This window comes from Phenylobacterium sp., assembly GCF_020402505.1.
Lineage (GTDB): Bacteria > Pseudomonadota > Alphaproteobacteria > Caulobacterales > Caulobacteraceae > Phenylobacterium.
In genome coordinates this window covers 1-17316 of record NZ_JADBZL010000111.1, presented here as the reverse complement: position 1 = coordinate 17316, position 17316 = coordinate 1, and the positions used below count along the sequence as shown (strand labels likewise).

General features: G+C 67.6%; 14 protein-coding genes. 6 read left to right on the top strand and 8 right to left on the bottom strand.

What is annotated here, in order from left to right:
- Both IM632_RS08460 and IM632_RS08455 read left to right on the top strand, forming a co-directional pair.
- Nucleotides 1-2428, top strand: a 2428-nt coding sequence (locus tag IM632_RS08460; RefSeq protein ID WP_296523200.1) for an amidohydrolase family protein, incomplete at its 5' end; no start/stop codon positions are given.
- A gap of 120 nt (nucleotides 2429-2548) precedes the next feature.
- Nucleotides 2549-3442: a hypothetical protein gene (locus IM632_RS08455; protein ID WP_296483081.1), complete on the top strand. Its 894-nt coding sequence runs from the start codon at nucleotides 2549-2551 to the stop codon at nucleotides 3440-3442.
- 6 nt (nucleotides 3443-3448) lie between these two features.
- On the opposite strand, the gene IM632_RS08450 is transcribed toward IM632_RS08455, so the two are convergent.
- The 5 genes from IM632_RS08450 to IM632_RS08430 form a co-directional block, all read right to left on the bottom strand.
- On the bottom strand, nucleotides 3449-4762 hold the full coding sequence (locus tag IM632_RS08450) for an alpha/beta hydrolase (protein WP_296483084.1): 1314 nt from the start codon (nucleotides 4760-4762) through the stop codon (nucleotides 3449-3451).
- Nucleotides 4763-4929: 167 nt separating this feature from the next.
- Complete coding sequence (locus IM632_RS08445) at nucleotides 4930-7242, bottom strand: TonB-dependent receptor (protein ID WP_296483088.1); 2313 nt, start codon at nucleotides 7240-7242, stop codon at nucleotides 4930-4932.
- 133 nt (nucleotides 7243-7375) lie between these two features.
- Nucleotides 7376-8530: an efflux RND transporter periplasmic adaptor subunit gene (locus IM632_RS08440; RefSeq protein WP_296483090.1), complete on the bottom strand. Its 1155-nt coding sequence runs from the start codon at nucleotides 8528-8530 to the stop codon at nucleotides 7376-7378.
- 4 nt (nucleotides 8531-8534) lie between these two features.
- Complete coding sequence (locus tag IM632_RS08435) at nucleotides 8535-10910, bottom strand: FtsX-like permease family protein (RefSeq protein ID WP_296483093.1); 2376 nt, start codon at nucleotides 10908-10910, stop codon at nucleotides 8535-8537.
- A complete protein-coding gene (locus IM632_RS08430; RefSeq protein WP_296483095.1) occupies nucleotides 10907-11632 on the bottom strand; it encodes an ABC transporter ATP-binding protein in 726 nt (241 codons plus the stop codon). Before IM632_RS08430 ends, IM632_RS08435 begins: the two co-directional genes overlap by 4 nt.
- 167 nt (nucleotides 11633-11799) lie before the next feature.
- On the opposite strand from IM632_RS08430, the gene ettA reads away from it, so the two are divergent.
- The 3 genes from ettA (at nucleotide 11800) to IM632_RS08415 (ending at nucleotide 14233) form a co-directional block, all read left to right on the top strand.
- The gene (gene ettA, locus IM632_RS08425) at nucleotides 11800-13467 is read left to right on the top strand and encodes an energy-dependent translational throttle protein EttA (RefSeq protein WP_296483098.1); all 1668 of its coding nucleotides are present in this window, start codon (nucleotides 11800-11802) and stop codon (nucleotides 13465-13467) included.
- Nucleotides 13468-13548: 81 nt separating this feature from the next.
- The gene (locus IM632_RS08420) at nucleotides 13549-13851 is read left to right on the top strand and encodes a type II toxin-antitoxin system HigB family toxin (RefSeq protein WP_293528064.1); all 303 of its coding nucleotides are present in this window, start codon (nucleotides 13549-13551) and stop codon (nucleotides 13849-13851) included.
- Nucleotides 13852-13861: 10 nt separating this feature from the next.
- Nucleotides 13862-14233: a transcriptional regulator gene (locus tag IM632_RS08415; RefSeq protein ID WP_293514219.1), complete on the top strand. Its 372-nt coding sequence runs from the start codon at nucleotides 13862-13864 to the stop codon at nucleotides 14231-14233.
- A 15-nt stretch (nucleotides 14234-14248) separates the two neighbouring features.
- On the opposite strand, the gene IM632_RS08410 is transcribed toward IM632_RS08415, so the two are convergent.
- Nucleotides 14249-14401 carry a hypothetical protein gene (locus tag IM632_RS08410; RefSeq protein WP_296483102.1) on the bottom strand — a complete coding sequence of 51 codons (153 nt, stop codon included), beginning with the start codon at nucleotides 14399-14401 and terminating at the stop codon, nucleotides 14249-14251.
- 70 nt (nucleotides 14402-14471) lie between these two features.
- Nucleotides 14472-15338 (bottom strand): sialate O-acetylesterase, encoded by an 867-nt coding sequence (locus IM632_RS08405; protein ID WP_296483109.1) that lies wholly within the window; start codon nucleotides 15336-15338, stop codon nucleotides 14472-14474.
- Nucleotides 15339-15467: 129 nt separating this feature from the next.
- Between IM632_RS08405 and IM632_RS08400 the strand changes: the two genes are divergently transcribed.
- Nucleotides 15468-15818: a helix-turn-helix transcriptional regulator gene (locus tag IM632_RS08400; protein ID WP_296483104.1), complete on the top strand. Its 351-nt coding sequence runs from the start codon at nucleotides 15468-15470 to the stop codon at nucleotides 15816-15818.
- Between the two features lie 41 nt (nucleotides 15819-15859).
- On the opposite strand, the gene IM632_RS08395 is transcribed toward IM632_RS08400, so the two are convergent.
- A partial coding sequence (locus IM632_RS08395; RefSeq protein WP_296552218.1) for a vitamin B12 dependent-methionine synthase activation domain-containing protein occupies nucleotides 15860-17316 on the bottom strand: 1457 nt, incomplete at its 5' end.

Here is a 17316-nt window from a genome sequence, read left to right as displayed (position 1 = left end):
TGACGCCCTCGACATGGACGTGCAGGAAACCTGGGCGGTGACCGGCGTCTACCCCAACATGGCCTGGACCCCGGACTCGGCCAGCCTCGTCTTCTGGGCCGGCGGCAAGCTCAACAGGGTCAGCCTGGCCACGGGCAAGAGCACGGTCATTCCCTTCCGGATCTCGGATACGCGAGGCGTGATCGATCCGCCTCAGCCGCCTGTCTCCGTAGCGCCCGACACCTTCGAGACGCGGATGCCGCGAGGGGCGAATGTCTCGCCCGACGGCCGGTCAGTGGTGTTCGAGACCCTCGGAAAGCTCTGGATCAAGCCCATGGCGGGCGGTGAACCGCGACGACTGACCCGCGACGAGGCGGCTATGGAGGCCTATCCGTCCTGGTCGCCGGATGGTCGCAGGCTCGTCTATGTCCGCTGGACGGACGCCGGCCTGGGCGAGGTCCGCACCATCGCCGCCGGGGGCGGAGCGTCCACGGCGATCACCCCGGCCGGCCACTACGCCCGGCCGCGCTTCTCGCCCGACGGAAAGATCGTGGTCTTCGAGAAGGATCGCGGCGGTTACCTCTCCAGCCCGCGGGGCTCCGGCGAGCCCGGCGTCTATAGGGTCTCCGCCTCAGGCGGCGACATGACGCGCATCACCGAAAATGGCGGCAATCCGCAATTCGGCGCCGCCGGCGACCGGGTCTTCGTGATGGAAGGCGACGCCCGGGAGAGCCGGCTGGTGAGCCTTGACCTGAACGGCGAGGCGCGGCGCGTCCATGCCCGCGGGGATCTCGTCAACGATTATCGCGTCTCGCCCGACGGCGCCTTCCTGGCCTTCCGGCAGAACTACCAGGCCTTTGTCACGCCCCTCGCGCCGGGCGGGCAGGAGGTTTCGCTCTCGACCAAGGGCGGCGCCCTGCCGGTGGTCAAGGCCAGCGGGGACGGCGCCGACTGGATCCACTGGAGCGAGGGCGGCAAGCGGCTCAACTGGTCGCTTGGCCCTACCGTTTTCAGCGCCGACCGCGCGGCCATGTTCGCTGATGCGCCTCCTGCCAAGGACGCCAAGCCCTCGAAGTTCCAGCCGCCGGCCACCGGCGTCTCGCTGTCCATGCGGATCACCTCCGACAAGCCGAAGGGCCGCCTTGCCATCGTCGGCGCGCGCGTGGTCACCATGAAGGGGGCGGATGGCGGCGTCATCGACGACGGCGTCGTGCTGATCGAGCGTGACCGGATCCAGGCCGTCGGCAGGCGCGGCGAGGTGGCGATCCCGGCCGGGACGCCGACCCTCGATGCGACGGGCAAGACCCTGATCCCGGGTCTGATCGACGCCCACGCCCACGGTCCCTACGGGATCGACGAGATCACGCCCCAGGCCAACTGGGCCGAAATGGTCAACCTGGCTCTGGGCGTGACCACCCGCCACGATCCCTCCAGCAGCGCCCGCACGGTCTTTCCGGCGCTGGAGATGGTGCGCGCCGGTAAGATCCTGGGACCGCGCACATTCTCGACCGCCGAGATCGTCTACGGCGCACGCCAGGCCGGCGTCTACGCCCAGATCGACAGCTACGAGGACGCGCTGGCCCATGTCCGCAGGCTCAAGGCCCAGGGCGCCCACAGCCTGAAGAACTACAACCAGCCGCGCCGCGACCAGCGCCAGCAGGTGACGGCCGCGGCCCTCGCCGAGAACATGCGCTCCGTGGCCGAAGGGGGGTCGCTCTTCGGTCTGGACATGACCCTGATCGCGGACGGGAACACCACGGTCGAGCACAACCTGCCGGTCGGCGTGGTCTACGAGGACGTGCTCCAGTTCTTCAGTCAGTCGAAGACGGGTTACACCCCGACCCTGGTGGTGACCTATGGCGGTCCGGCGGGCGATCCCTACTGGCGCGCGCACACCGAGGTCTGGAAGCACCCGCTGCTCCGCAGGCACCAGCCCGCCGCAATCCTGACCGCCGCCAACGCCCGCCGGGAGATTGCGCCCGAGGGCGACTACAAGGACGATGACAGCGCCCGCGAGGCCGCCAAGCTGGCACGGCGCGGCGTGCCGGTCTCGATCGGCGCTCATGGCCAGGAGCCGGGTATCGCCGCGCACTGGGAGCTTTGGTCCTTCGCCCGAGGCGGAATGACCCCGGTCGAGGCGCTTCGCACGGGCACGATCGAGGCGGCGCGCAGCCTGGGATATGATGCCGATATCGGTAGCCTGGAGCCCGGGAAGTTGGCCGACCTGGTCGTGCTTGACGCCGACCCGACCCAGGACATCCGCAACTCCGACAAGATCAGCAAGGTGATGATCGGCGGCCGCCTGCTCGACGCCGCCACACTCAACGAGGAGCTGACCGGCGACCGCAAGCGTCCCGCCTACTGGTGGGAGGGCGCGGATGGCGCCCAGGGCTACACCGGCCCGGCGGGCGGCGGCGCGGGCGCCCACGCGGATCAGGATGATGGGTGAGCGGAAGGCGTGCGATGACAGCCCTTCCATGCGCAATGCCCGCAGTCCGGTGAGGGCGATCGGCACGGTAGAAGCCGCCGCCCTCTGGCAGGACGTGGTCCACCTGACCGGCGGGCTCCCATGAGCCTTCAGGACGAAGAATTCCGCCGGCAGTCCGACCGAGCGGTGGACAACCTCCGGTCGCTCTACGCGATCCTGTTCGCCCTGAGCCTGGGGCTGGCTCTGACGGGGACATACGACAAGGTCCATGCGGCGCTGATCGGGCAGAGCTTCGACGCCGTCAGCCTGGCGCTTCACGGACTGGTGACTCTGTCCTTCCTGGTCACGCTGAGCCTCTTTCACTACCAGACTGACCGCTACATGGATGTGGCCTACCGGAGGCCGGGACTGGCCGTGGTCCGCCCGCCGATGTTCCTGCTCGACTTGGTGAGGGGGCTCCTGTCGATGGCGCCCATCTATCTGATGGCACAGTCGCTGGGGGCGGCGCCCTTCCAGCAGGTGGGTTTCACCTGGTATGTCCTGGCGGCCTCACTTTTCCTTCTGTCCAACACCCTTTTCCTCTCCTGGGCGGCCGTGCGCGGCAAGCCGCCTTCAGATGGCGCACCAGACGTCGCTGCCAGCCGGATAGAGGCGCTGAGGGTGTTCTGGTTGCTGCTCAACAGCGCCTGCATGGTGCTGCTGTTCGCAGTCTACCGCCTGTTCCGTTCCGCTGGGGAGGTCTGTCCAGCCCGGGGCGAGGAAGGGTTGCAGGTCGGATTCGTCGCCGCCTTCTGCCTGATCTTAATCGCCCGGGACATGGTCGATATCTCCCAGTCCTGGCCGGTGCTGCATCCCGCCGACCCAGGGTCAGGGCCGGTGGCGCCGGGTCGGTTGCTCATCTGGCTGGAGCGGGCGGACCGACGCCGCTGGATTCGGGCGCTCGCCCTGGTCCTCGTCCTGGCCGCCGTCATCCTCTCAGCCCGGGCCGGGGTATGGGACATCCTAGCCGTCACCCGGAGCTGCATGTCCGCTTGAGGTCGGTCAGGGCCCTGCTCGTTTGATCGCGGACAGCGCCTGCTGCATGCGGCGGTCGTAGTCGACCGGGAAGGCGAGGATGCCGGTCTTCGGATCGCGGACCAGACCCCGGACCTCGGGATCGAGACGATACATCAGCTTGACCATGAGGTCGCTGGAGACCCAGGGGCTGCCCCGGAAGTAGCCATGTCCATTACCCGACTCGACTTTGGGGGCCCCGGATACGTCGATGTAGGAGATCCGGTCCGCCCGCGACTTCAGGAGCTCGGCGAGGGCGGGTGGGACGGACTCCGCTGGGAGGGCTTCTCCCAGCCTCTGGTGCCCGGTGATCGCCTCGGAGATCCTCAGGGCCTCGTCCTTTTCCGAGGCGTAGATGATCAGATGGCGGGAAACGTCCAGGATTCCGTCGGCGAGGTAGGCGCCAAAGACCGAGCGGTCGATATCGCTGGAGACTAGGAAGACATTCTCGAGCCGTGAGCCGTAACGGTAGGCGCCCGCCGGTCGGTCGCGGTTCAGGAGGGCCATCTGCTCCAGGGTTCGGCCCACCAGACGCGTACCGGCGCTGTAGCCGATGATGTGGATCCGCTCGGCCTTTGTTTCCGTCTCCAGGGTGTGCACCAGCTCCCGGAGGTTGCGCGCCATGCCCATCGCGGTGTCGACATCCCCGACATAGGCCGTGGCTTCAGGCGTCGCGGGCCAGGAGTAGGCGATGAAGACACCCTCATAACCCATAAAGTGCCACATCTCGGCCGCGACCAGCACGGGGTTGTCGAAGGTCACCTTGTAGCCATGGACGTAGATGTAGACGTCCTTCTGATCCGTCCGGTCGAGCCGGCGGTTCACCTCGCTGGTGAACCGCGCGGTCGCCGATGCGGGCGAGTTCGCCTGTGGGCCGGGATCGAGGAAGGGCGTTACAGATCGTTCGAGGATCCCATACTCCGTCACCCCGGAAACCTGGATCGGATAGTCCCGGGTGGGCGCCTTCAGAAGGGCGAGCTCGCGGGCCTGGCGCCAGGTGATCTCAGGTCGGCTGACGCTGATCTGCGCTTCCCCGATGTGGACGACGAGGCTTCGCTCGGATGTGTAGAAGTCACCAGGCGCATTCCCGCGACTCTTCTGGCGGCCTGTGGCGTAGAGCAGGCCTCCGTCGGGGATGTCCCCGACGGGACGGTCATCCGCGCTCCTGTCGAAGGCGCCCTCGGAGAAGGCTTCCGGCGCCGGCATGAGGGCGAGCGTCGGCGGGCCCCTTCCTGCACAGGCCTGTAGCGCGATGCCCAGGGTCGCGAGGACCACGACGAGGATCAATCGACGGAATGGCATCCGGGCGCTCCTGTCAAGGGTCGTGAAGCGAACCGAAGTCCGCCCCTCAAGAGGTACAGGGCTCGCCGGCGTGCGCAAGCTGAAGCCTCCGGATGCAGGCTCCTCTGACAGAAAAAAAGGCCCCGCTGTCGCCAGCGGGGCCAGTCGGGGTTGCCTCGGGAGGAGGATCAGAAGCGCTTGCGCAGGGTCACGAAGGCCTGCCGCGGGGCGGCGGTCAGCAGGGTCTGATTGTCACCCGCATAGCCGAAGCCGTTGGAGCCGATGGTCGAGACGTAGCTCTCGTCCGTCAGGTTGGTCACGTTGGCCTGGATCTCCAGGCCTTCGGTCAGGCCCTCGCCCTGGAAGCGGTAGCCGAAAGACAGGTCCGCCGTCGTGGTGGACGGGACGGACTTGTCGTTGGTGTAGGTGAAGTACCGTTCCGAGACGTAGTGGACGTTCAGGGCGGCAAACCATCCGTCACGGTCGAAGGTCACCTCGGCATTGAGAAGGTGCCTTGGCGAGTCCACTGTGGTCTTACCGCTGATTTTCTGCGTCACCACGCCGGCGGCGCTGCGGATGTCATCGTCGTAGGTGCTGTCGTTGTAGGCGTAGGAGCCGAACAGGCTCCAGTCCTCGTTCAGCTCGAACGTTCCCGCGGCCTCGAAGCCCTGGGCGGTCACGCTGCCGGCGTTGGACAGGATCGTCGGGTTGCCGACGATGCCGGCGCCGGCCGAGGTCCCGATCAGACGGTCGTCGAACTTGACGTAGTACAGCGCCGCCACGCCCTGGAACCCGCCGGAGCGGAAGCGCCAGCCGCCTTCCAAGGTCTGAGACGTCTCCGGCTGGAGCCTGCCGCGGATGGCGTCGAAGCCGGGCTGGGTCGTGGCGAAGGGTGACAGCCCGGTCCGGGCGGCCGCGAAGGCGCGCATGTTCTTCGAATAGCTCGCGAACAGTTCGCTGTCGTCGGACAGGGCCCAGGTGAAGCCGACCTGGGGCAGGAAGGACTCCTCGGAGGTGATGGACCCATTGATCACCGGCGAGCCGATCTTCGTCACGGTGCTGCTTCTGACCCTGACCGACTTGAAACCGAAGTTGACCTTCAGCTGGTCGGAAACGGTCCAGGTGTCCTCAAGGTAGAAGGTCCGGGTGTTCGTCTTGAAGTCACCGGACCACTGGGTGAAGAAGGGCCCTGAGAAGAAGCTGAGCGAAGACGAGGGCGAGGCCAGGTTCTGGCCGTAGAACCGCCGCGACTGGGTGAAGTCGTTGGACTCCAGCCAACCCCCGGCCGAAATCCGGTGGTCGCCCAGGTCAAATCCGGCGCCGAGGATCAGACCTCTCCGGTCAATGGAGTACTCGGTTGTCCGGGTCGAGATCGGGGCGTTCTGGCTTGTCGCGCCGGCGATGTTGTTATTCGGCGAGGGGACATATGGCGTGTACCAGATTCCCTGGCCGTCATTGGTGTGGCCATAGACGGTGGCGGTCAGGTCGATCCCGGCCACCGGACCTGCGGCGGTAAGCGCCCAGAGGGCGTCGTCCCGCAGGCCGGAGGCGTCATAGTAGGCGTCGTCGACGCACTTCACCTTGCCGGGATAGGGGTTGGCCCCAGAGCCGGTCCAGCAGCCGTTGCCGTCGAGGATGGGGCTCGGCCCGGCGTAGTTGGCGGCGTTCTGGTAGGCGCGGGCGATCTGGACAGCCTCGGCCCAGCGTCCGGTATTGTTGTCCCATTTGGCGCCCAGGCGGGAGAGCATGTCCAGAGACAGGTCCTGGTAGTCGTTCTCGCGACGCTCGGAGGCGTTGTAGAAGGCCGTGACCGTGAAGTCGCCGATCGGCTGGACGAATTTCAGGCCGATCTGCCTCTGGTTCTGCTCGCCCTGGCCCTTCCACTTGTCGGCCTGCTGGTCGGCATAGCTGATCGAGCCGCGCCCGCCGCCGGGCAGCTCGCCTGTCTCGGCGCGCAGGAAGATGCGGCGCATCGAGCTGGATCCAACGGTCAGCGCGACATCGGCGCCCATATCTGCCGACGGCGTCCGACTGATGAACTTCAGGGCGCCGCCCAGGTTCGAGGTCGAGGCGACGCTGAGGGCGCCCGAGCCCTGGGCCAGCTCCACTCCCGCCAGGTCCTCCGTGGCGATGGCCCGGCTGATGTGAAGGCCGTTGTGGTTGCCATAGCTCATGTCGCCGAGCGGGACGCCGTCGAGGGTGAAGCCCAGCTGGTTCTGATTGAAGGCGCGGATGGAGATACGGGTGGACCACTCGTAGGCGCCGAAGGCGTCCGCCGCCTGGAAGTTCACGCCGGGCAGCTTCTCGACCATCTTGATCGGGCTGGACCCCGGCGCCGCCCGTTCGATCTCCTCGACGGTCAGGGCCTGGACCTGGCGGCTCTCGCCCTTGCCGTAGACGACCAGTTCTTCGACGGTGGCCGCATCCTCGGCGGCGGTGGCGGCGGTGGCGGCCAGCAGGAGGGCGAGGGCGGAGGCGCCCGTGATGAGTGCAGACTTCATGGTGATCCCCGATTCCGGCCGTTCCATCGACCGAGTAGGGCGGAAACTAGGCAGGGCCTGCGACACATTCGCGAACCTCGGATGACAGTGTTCTGACAGTTGCCGTGTTCGAGAACACCTGGGCGCCCTGACGTCAGGGCTGGACGCTGGCTCCGTCGCGCAGGGTCGCCGCCGGATAAAGGATTACCCGGTCGCCAGCCTCCAGGCCGCCGAGCACGACCCGGTGACGGTCGTCACCAATTCCGATCCGCACCAGGACCCGGCGGGCCCTGCCGTCCGCGACCCGGAAGACCGCCCATCCTTCGCCCTGGCGGACAAGGGCGTCTGCGGGAACCCGGAGGGCGTCCGCGACCTCGTCCAGGGTGATCCGGACGTCGACCCGAAAGCCGTGCCCCAGCGTCGGCGCAGAAGCCGGATCGGTCAGGCGCAGGATGATGCTGACCCTCTGTTCCTCCACCCCCAGGGCCGAGATCCGGGTGCGCGCGTAAGGTTCGACTCGCGCGACTTCGGCCGGGATGGGGGCCTCGCCGCCCCAACCCTCCAGGCTCGCGGCGGCGCCGGGGCGAACCTGGGTGGCGTCCTGGGACAGGAAGTCGGCGACCACCTCCATGTCCGCCGGGTTCCCGATTTCCAGGAGGGGGGTTCCGGCGGCCACCACCCCGCGGCTTTCCTGCAGGATCCTCAGGATGCGGCCGCTGGCTGGGCTGCGAACGGGCGTTTCGGTCCGGGCGCCGGCGGCGGGGCTTCCGGCCAGGACCTGGGCCTCGCGGAGTTCGGCCTGCCGGGCGGCCAGGCGGGCCCGCGCCGCCCTCAGGCCGGCCTCGGCAGCGTCCAGGGCGGCCCGGGAGGCGAAGCCCTTGTCGGCCAGGCTGGCGATGCGCGCCTGGTCCCTGCGCGCGAGGTCGGCGTCGGCCTCGGCGGAGGCCAGGCCCGCGCGGGCGGCGGATACGGCGGCCTGGGCGGCGGCCACGGTGCGGGCGTCCAGCAGGGACGGATCTGCGGGGCCGAGGGTCGCCACCACCTGCCCCCGGTCGACGGAATCCCCCGCGTGCAGGGAGATCCGCCTCAGGTCTCCGCCCACCGGCGCGGCGACCACGAAGACATCATGGATCCGGGTCCGGCCCTCATCCACCAGGGTGTGGGCCACGGGGCCGCGGTCGACGACGTCCGTCTCGACCTTCAGGGGGCGCGGCCAGGCCAGCCAGGCGATCCCGACGGCTACGGCCAGCCCCGCGGCAAGCCAGAGCCCGGAGGCCAGGGACAATCGGAACGCCGGTCTGGAAGTCATGGGTTCAGTCCCGCGCCTTGAGGACGGCCACCAGGTCCAGGCGGTCCACGCCCGTCCTTACGATCAGCCCCGCAACAAGGACGCACAAGAGGGTGAATGCAATGGCGAAGGCGTAGGCGCCCGGGCTGAAGACGAAGCCGAAGCTGTACATGTCCGTCTGGAACAGCCGCATGAGCTGGACACCAAGCCCGGTCCCCAGCAGGCAGCCAGGGACGATGGCCAGCAGGGCCAGGACCAGGAGCTCGCCCATCAGGATGTAGGAGGTCTCCGCCCGGGTGAATCCCAGGACCCGGAGGGTGGCGAGGTCGCGTTCCTGTTCGGCCAGGGTCACCCTCGAGGCCGAGAAGGCGACGCCGCCGGCCATGATGGCGGCGAAGACCAGGTAGATGGCGGTCATGACGCCAACGCCCTGATCGTAGGCCTTCCGCATGGAGGTCTCCGCCTGCCGGACGAAGCTGACGCCGGCGAGGGCAGGGGTGTCTTTCAGTCTGGCGTTGAAGTCGGCGTGTCGGGAGGGATCCAGCCGGACATGGACACCGGAGATGCGATCCGGTTCGCGCACCAGCCGCCCCAGGGCCTCCAGGTTCATGTAGGCGGCGGACCCCACCATGGGATCGACGATCCGCGACACCCTCACCGTCTCGCGGACCTGGCGTCCGGAGACCTGGATCACCTCGATGATGTCGCCGGGCTGCGCCTCCAGGCGGCGGGCGAGGGCGCGAGACAGGGCGACGCCTGACGCCGGCGGAGCGACGGCTTGGCCCTCGCGGTCCACGGGGCGGCTGAGGCGGGCGTCGAAGGGCAGGCCGACAACGACCTCGCGGACCTCGCGGCGGCCTTTTCGGAAACGCATGTCCTCGGCGCGAAAGGGCTCGGCCGCCAGGACTCCCGGAAGGCGCGCGGCGGCGTGGAAGCTCTCGGATCCCAGGGGTTGGATGAAGGTGAGGGTCGCGTCCTGCCGGTTCGCCACGGCGAACTGCACCATCAGGAGCCGGTCCATCACCGCAGGGAAGGCGCCGGAGACCACCAGCAGGGCGATGGCCATGGCGATGCCGGCGAGTGTGCTCAGGGCTCGTCTCGGGAACCGGGCGATGCGCCTGAAGATGATGCGCGACTTGGCGTCCAGCCGACCGGCAAGGGTGGCGGGCCAGCCGATGGACTGCCGGTAGGCGGGGGGGCGTGGCGGGGCCAGGGCTTCTGCGGGCGGAAGGCGCACCGCCTGGCGGACGGCCACCGCCGCGCCGGCGCCGACCGCCAGAAGGGCCGCAGCCCAGGCGCCAGCCAGGGTCAGGGGCCCGACGGCGAACTCCAGGGTCGGGAAATGGTAGTAGGCCCGGTACAGATCCGCGACATTGCGGCCCAGGACGAGGCCCGCCGCGGTCCCGAGCAGCGCCCCGACAGCCCCGATCACCAGGGCGCTTTGGGCGTAATGCGCAGCAACCGCCAGGTCGCCGTAGCCGAAAGCCTTGAGGAGGCCGATGTTCGAACGCTCCGTCGCGATCATCCGGCCCAGGGCGATGTTGACCAGGAAGGCCGCCACCAGGAGGAAGATGGCGGGCAGGAAGATCGCCATGGTGGAAAGCTGGCGGAGCTCTTCGCTGAGGAAGCGGTCCGACATCATCCGGTCCCGCCCGAAGGCGCCGCCGGATCCATGGGGCGCCAGCAGGGTGTCGATCGCCCGGATCGTCGGGATGGGGTCGGCCCCCGGCTCCAGCCTGAAGGCGACATCGTTGAAGGTGCCCTCCAGGTCAAAGGCGCGGGCCAGGGCCTCGCGCCCCATCCAGATCACCCCGAACCGTTCGGGCTGCGGGAAGAGCTCCCCCGGCGCCGCGACGAAGATGAACTCCGGCGCGTTGGCGATCCCCACCACCTGCAGGTTGCGCTGGCGACCATGCACCACGGCCGAGAGGGAAGCCCCCGGCCGGAGGCCGAGGGCGTTGGCGAAGGCCTCGCTGACCAGCACCTCGTCGGGCCGCTTCGGATCCGGCCAGCGGCCGCGGGTCATGGCAAGGTCATTGACCCTGGGACGCCCCTCCAGCGGCAGGGACACAAGGTGCGCTGAGGCCGGCTCGACCTGGCCCGGAATGTCCAGAAGGGCGAGCCCGCTCACCCGGCTCTCCACCGCCCTCACGCCCGGCAGGGCGGCCAGGGTGTCCGCCACCCGGTCCGGGGCCCGGACGAGACCTGCGGACAGGTCCATCATCCGATAGGCGGCGTAATAGTCGCTGCGCGTCTGGTTGAGAGACGCGCGCATGCCGACCGCCATGATCAGCACGGACAGGCCGCAGGCCAGGACCAGGGCGATGGCGACGGCGTGCAGGCGCATGCGCCAGACGTCGCGCAGCAGCTTGCGGTCCAGCGGGTGCAGGTGCGGCCTCACCACTTCAGGTCCGCCGGTCGGGCCCGGACGGCGTTCGTCTCGATCTTGCGGATCCGGCCGTCCAGGAAGTGGATCACCCGGCTACCCAGCCGGGCGACATCGGCATTGTGAGTGACGATCAGAGTCGTCGACCCGTAGCGGCTGTTGATCTCGACCAGGGCCTCGAGCACCCGGATTCCCGTCTCCAGGTCCAGCGCCCCTGTGGGCTCGTCGCAGAGCAGCAGGGCGGGGCGCTTGGCCAGGGCGCGGGCCACGGCCACGCGCTGCTGTTCCCCGCCGGAAAGCTGGGCCGGGAAGTGGTCCATGCGCTCCCCAAGGCCCACCAGGCCGAGGGCCTCCTCCGCCGTCAGCGGCGAGTCGGCGATCTCTCGCACCAGGTCGACATTCTCCCGCGCCGTCAGGCTGGGGATCAGGTTGTAGAACTGGAAGATGAAGCCCACGCTCCGGCGGCGGAAGTCCGTCAGGCCGCGGTCGTTCAGCCCCGAGAGGTTGGTGCCCCGGAACCAGACCTCGCCGGAGGTCGCCCGGTCCAGGCCCCCCAGGATGTTCAGCAGGGTCGACTTGCCCGATCCCGAGGGCCCGAGCAGGACGATCAGCTCGCCCTCCTGGACCTCGAGCTCGATCTCCTGCAGGGCGTGGACGGCCGCTGGCCCGTCGCCATAGGTCCGCGAGAGCGCCCGCGTGCGCAGGACGGGCGGGTCGGCGGACGCCGTGTCGCTCACGGGCGAACTCCTGGCGAGCAGACCCACGGGGTCCAGCGAAGTGCTGCAGGTTAGACCACCCTGCTGCCCGGCGCATCTCCGTGGGACCCCGGGGGCATTGCGCCGGTCCCGCCGGGGGGCTATCTGGCGGGCCTTCCCATTCCTCGATCCGCGAGCCCGCAAGCCCCATGGCGCAGCAGTACATTTTCCAGATGCAGGGCCTGACCAAGGTCTATCCCGGCGGCAAGAAGGTGTTCGAGAACATCTGGCTGTCCTTCTATCCCGACGCCAAGATCGGGGTGGTCGGGGTCAACGGCTCGGGTAAGTCGACCCTGCTCAAGATCATGGCCGGCCTGGACAAGGAGTTCAGCGGCGAGGCCAAGGCCGCCGACGGCGTGAAGATGGGCTACCTGGAGCAGGAGCCCCAGCTGGATCCCGCCCTCAACGTCCGCCAGAACGTCGAGTCCTGGTGCGACGAAAAGCGCCTCGTCGCCCGCTTCAACGACGTCGCCGCCCAACTGGGCGAGGACTATACCGACGAACTCATGGAGGAGATGACCACCCTCCAGGAACAGATCGACGCCGGCGACATGTGGGACATCGACTCCAAGGTCGAGATGGCCATGGACGCCCTGCGCTGCCCGCCGGACGACTGGGGCGTGGAGAACCTCTCGGGGGGCGAGAAGCGGCGGGTGGCCCTGGCGCGCCTGCTCCTGTCCAAGCCCGACATGCTGCTGCTCGACGAGCCCACCAACCACCTGGACGCTGAGAGCGTGGCCTGGCTGCAGCATCACCTGGAGGCCTTCCCGGGCTGCGTCATCCTGGTGACCCACGACCGCTACTTCCTGGACCAGGTGACCAAATGGACCCTGGAGCTCGACCGCGGAAAGGGCATCCCCTACGAGGGCAACTACTCCGGCTGGCTGGAGCAGAAGACCAAGCGCATCGTCCAGGAGCAGTCCGAGAGCGAGGCTCGCCAGCGCGCCATGACCCGCGAACTGGAATGGGTGCGATCCGGCGCCAAGGCCCGCCAGGCCAAGTCCAAGGCCCGTCTCGCCGCCTACGACCGCATGGTCGCCGAGCAGGAGAGCGCCCGCCAGGCCCAGACCTTCGCCGCGATCCAGATTCCGCCCGGCCCGCGCCTGGGCAATGTGGTGCTGGAAGCTTCCCACCTTTCAAAAACCTATGGCGACAAGGTTCTTTTCAAGGACCTTTCGTTCAAACTGCCGCCCAACGGCATCGTCGGCGTGATCGGGCCCAACGGGGCCGGCAAGTCCACCCTGTTCCGCATCATCACCGGCCAGGAGCAGCCCGACGAGGGGACCTTCCGCCTCGGCGAGACGGTCAAGCTGGCCTATGTCGACCAGAGCCGCGACGCCCTGGATCCCAACAAGACCGTCTGGCAGGAAGTCTCGGGCGGCCTCGACATCCTCACGGTCGGCAAACGCGAGATCAACACCCGGGCCTATGTGGGCTCCTTCAACTTCAAGGGCGGCGACCAGCAGAAGAAGGTGGGCCAGCTGTCCGGCGGTGAGCGCAACCGCGTCCACCTCGCCAAGACCCTGACCACCGGCGGCAACGTCATCCTCCTCGACGAGCCGACCAACGACCTGGACATCGAGACCCTGCAGAACCTCGAGGAGGCCCTTGAGGAATTCGCGGGCTGCGCGGTGATCATCAGCCACGACCGCTGGTTCCTCGACCGCCTGGCCACCCACATCCTGGCCTTCGAGGGCGACAGCCACGTGGAGTGGTTCGAGGGCAACTTCGAGGCCTACGAAGAGGACAAGAAGCGCCGGCTCGGCGCCGACAGCCTGATCCCCCACCGGATCAAGTTCCAGAAGTTCTCGCGGTAGGCGTCAGCCGCCGCAGGCATCTAATTCCCGAAATGGGAAATTGGATTGTTCCCGGGGTGGGAATACCTTAGTCTCGCCCGGGTGAGGCTGATCGCACGCTCAACCCTCGTGGCCTTCGGCGGGCGACACCCGGACGCGCGGGCGTCGCTTGAGCATTGGGCGTCAATCGTCAGCCGGGGATCATGGGCGAGCCCGGCGGAGGTGCAGTCGGCCTTCTCCAAGGCCAAGGTGCTGAACGCCGAGAGAGTGCGATTTGAGGTGGCGGGAGGGCGCTATCGGCTGATTGCGGCCTTCAGGTTTGATGCACAGATCGCCTTCGTGAAGTTCATTGGGACCCACGCGCAGTACGACGCCGTCGACGCGCTGACGGTCAGCCAGTTCTGAGGAGCAGGACATGGAAGTCTTTCCGATCCGAACGGATGAGGATCACCAGGCCGCTGTCGCGGAGATCGAAAGGCTCTGGGACGCCGAACCCGGGTCCGAGGCCTTCAACCGCCTGGACGTCCTGGCGACCCTGGTCGACGCCTACGAGGCGCATCGCTGGCCCCTGCAGAGCCTGGATCCTGTCGATACGCTTCGCGCGGAGATGGAGCTCAATGGGCGGACCCTGCGAGACCTGGGTGACCTGATCGGTCGCAACAGGGCGACAGAGGTGCTCAAGCGCCAGCGGCCCCTGACCCTCGCCATGGTTCGAAAACTCCATTCGGCCTGGCGGATTCCGGCGGACCGTTTGATCGGGGAGTATCCCTTGGCGGAAACGGTCTGATCGGCTCGGCGGGTTTCAGCCCCCAGCCGGCAGCCGCGCCCGCGCCAGGGGGCTGGCGGCGCACAGGACTGGCAGGACGAGGCTGAGGGCGGCGGCGGCCAGGAGGGTTGTGCGTACACTCGTGGGCTCAGCCAGCAGGGGGCCTCCGAGGGCGCCTGTTGCTGTCATCCAATCGGCGGCGTCCGTGAATAGGCTCGCAAACCCGCTCAACAGGTCTGATTCAAAGCGCCTCCAGCACCTATTTCTCCGAAGGCAGCGCCTTCCAACCATCGAAGAAGTCGTCGCCCAGCCGCTTCACGGACCTGGCGCTGTAATGCAGTCCATCTTCCTGGGTCTCGTAATCGGCGGTCTCAAAGGTCGCGATCCTCGGCTCTGAGGTGGCGAGAGCCCTGAGCTCGCGTTGGACGATTGGCGCATAGGGCGCGGTATCATCCGGCAGTCCGATCACCCAGTTGACCTGTGTCCCCCATTGTGAGCGGCTCAGATCGATCAGGGCCTTCATATTGGCGCCGACGCGGTCAGCCTTTTCGTGACTCATCCCATCGCTGTGATTACCCATCCAAAAGATTGTATCCACCCGACCATCGCAGGTCTTCAGCGCCGCCAGGACCATTCCCTGCAGTCGGTCCCACGCCTCGCCCCCGCTCCGAGGGCTCCAGTCGTTCTCAAGGGGGTCGAATGCAGCTCCGGTCTGCCCGGGAGCATGCTTGATGATAAAGAGCCGGGTTGACGGAGCGTCGTGCCGCAATCGTACCGATAGCTGCAGTTCCGGGCCCCATTGTCCCCTTGGAGCAGAGTTGCCGCCTGGGCGATAAACCTCCCACTGGCCTGACCTCTGCTCAGGGCTGTCTACCCAGATTCGCACTTCCGGGTCGGGTTTCCAAGTCGCCGGAACCGTGTTCGGGTTCATGCCAAACGTTGTCGCTTGGCTCTGTCCGGCAACGATCCAAATCCGCGAGGTGACGATCGCGCCGTGTGCGGTACAGCCGGCGCTTGACTGGTCGGATGATCCCGTATCCCCGATCCCATAGGCTGGCGATGAATGGCCCCAACTGAGCAGCCAAACGGCTGCAATCGCAGCCAACCAGTTCCACCAGCTCGACACGATCAGCAACCCGAAAAAGCATTTTCAATGCCTCTGTATGCTGAGTCGGCATCTTAACGCCCTGCTACTTGCGAGCAATGCGCGCGACCGTCGTTCGGGATTCTCGATACGAAGTTCGGCGGTTTAAGCATGTCCACGCTCAGGGAACGTGTCGGCCACGCGATCCGTCATCAACGAAAGCTGCGTAACTGGTGTCAGGAAGAACTGGCGACCCTGACCGGCCGCTCAATCGAAATGATCAACCGGCTCGAACGAGGTCGAATTGCCCCGAGTATTGAAACCCTTGAGAAGCTCGAAGAGGTGTTTCAGGTCCCAGCTGGGGAGTTTTTCGGGCTCGGGGCGCCCACAGACGATCCCCAAAGAGACGATGGTCTGATGCGTTTGATCCGCATGGTCGCAAAGCTCAATCCTGAAGATATCGAGTGGATTAACGATCTTGTCGCCGTCGCCCTTGCGCGGAAGCAGAGGTCATCGACTTAGGCCTGTCGTGCACACCCTTTGAACGATCCGGCCCCCAACTCTCACCCCCCGGGTGCGTAGTTCAGGATCGGCGCCAGCCAGCGTTCGGCCGTGGCGAGGTCCCAGCCTTTGCGGCGGGCGTAGTCCTCCACCTGGTCGCGGTCGATCCGGCCGACGCCGAAATAGTGGCTTTCGGGATGGCTGAAGTAGAGGCCGGAGACGCTGGAAGGCGGGTCCATGGCGAAGCTCTCGGTCAGGGTGATCCCTGTCCGGCGCGTGGCTTCCAGCAGGCGGAAGAGCTCGGCCTTCTCGGTGTGGTCCGGCTGGGCCGGATAGCCGGCGGCGGGCCGGATGCCCCGGTATCTTTCGCCAATGAGGAACTCGATGTCGAACACCTCGTCCGGGGCGTAGCCCCAGAGCTCGGTGCGGACCCTGCGGTGCAGGGCCTCGGCCAGGGCCTCCGCCAGGCGGTCGGCCAGGGAGGTGGCGAGGATGGCGGAATAGTCATCGCCGTCCCTGCGGAACCGCTCGGCCATCTCGATCTCGCCATGGCCGGCGGTGACGGCGAAACCGCCCAGCCAGTCCGGAGGCCCGCCGACCGGCGCGATGAAGTCAGAGAGGGCCAGGTTCGCCCGGTCGCCCTCGCTGCGCACCATCTGCTGGCGCAGGGTGTGGAAGCGGCCGGCGACCTGGGTGCGCGCCTCATCCGCAAAGACCAGGATGTCGTCACCCTCGGCCTGGGCCGGCCAGAAGCCGACGGTCGCCGTGGCGGTCAGCCAGCGCCCCTGGATCATCCGGTCGAGCATCCGCCGGGCGTCGGCGTACAGGTCCCGCGCCGCCTGACCGACCACCTCGTCCTCGAGGATGGCGGGATAGCGGCCGAAGAGCTGCCAGCTGGCGAAGAAGGGCGTCCAGTCGATGTGTTCGGCCAGGTCCGACAGGTCCCAGTCCTCGAAGGTCTTCAGGCCCGTGAAGGACGGCTTCGGCGGGACCGTCCTGGTCCAGTCGGTGGCGAAGGCGCGCCGGCGGGCGTCGGCCAGGCTCATCCGGCCCCGGTTGTCCTGTCCCCGGGCGAACTGCTCGCGCACCCGGGCATAGTCGGCGACGGTCTCCGCCGTGAACCGGTCGCGCTCGGTGGGGGAGAGCAGGGCCGAGACCACCCCCACGGCCCGGCTGGCGTCGAGGACGTAGGTGGTCGAGCCCGAAGGATAGGCCGGGGCGATCTTGACCGCCGTGTGGGTCTTGGAGGTCGTGGCGCCGCCGATGAGCAGGGGCATGCGGAAGCCGCGCCGCTCCATCTCCGAGGCCACGAAGACCATCTCGTCCAGGCTGGGGGTGATCAGGCCAGACAGGCCGACCATGTCCACCTTCAGGCGTTCGGCCTCGTCGAGGATGCGGTCGGCCGGGACCATGACGCCCAGGTCGAAGACCTCGTAGTTGTTGCACTGCAGGACCACGCCGACGATGTTCTTGCCGATGTCGTGGACGTCGCCCTTGACGGTCGCCATCAGGATCCGGC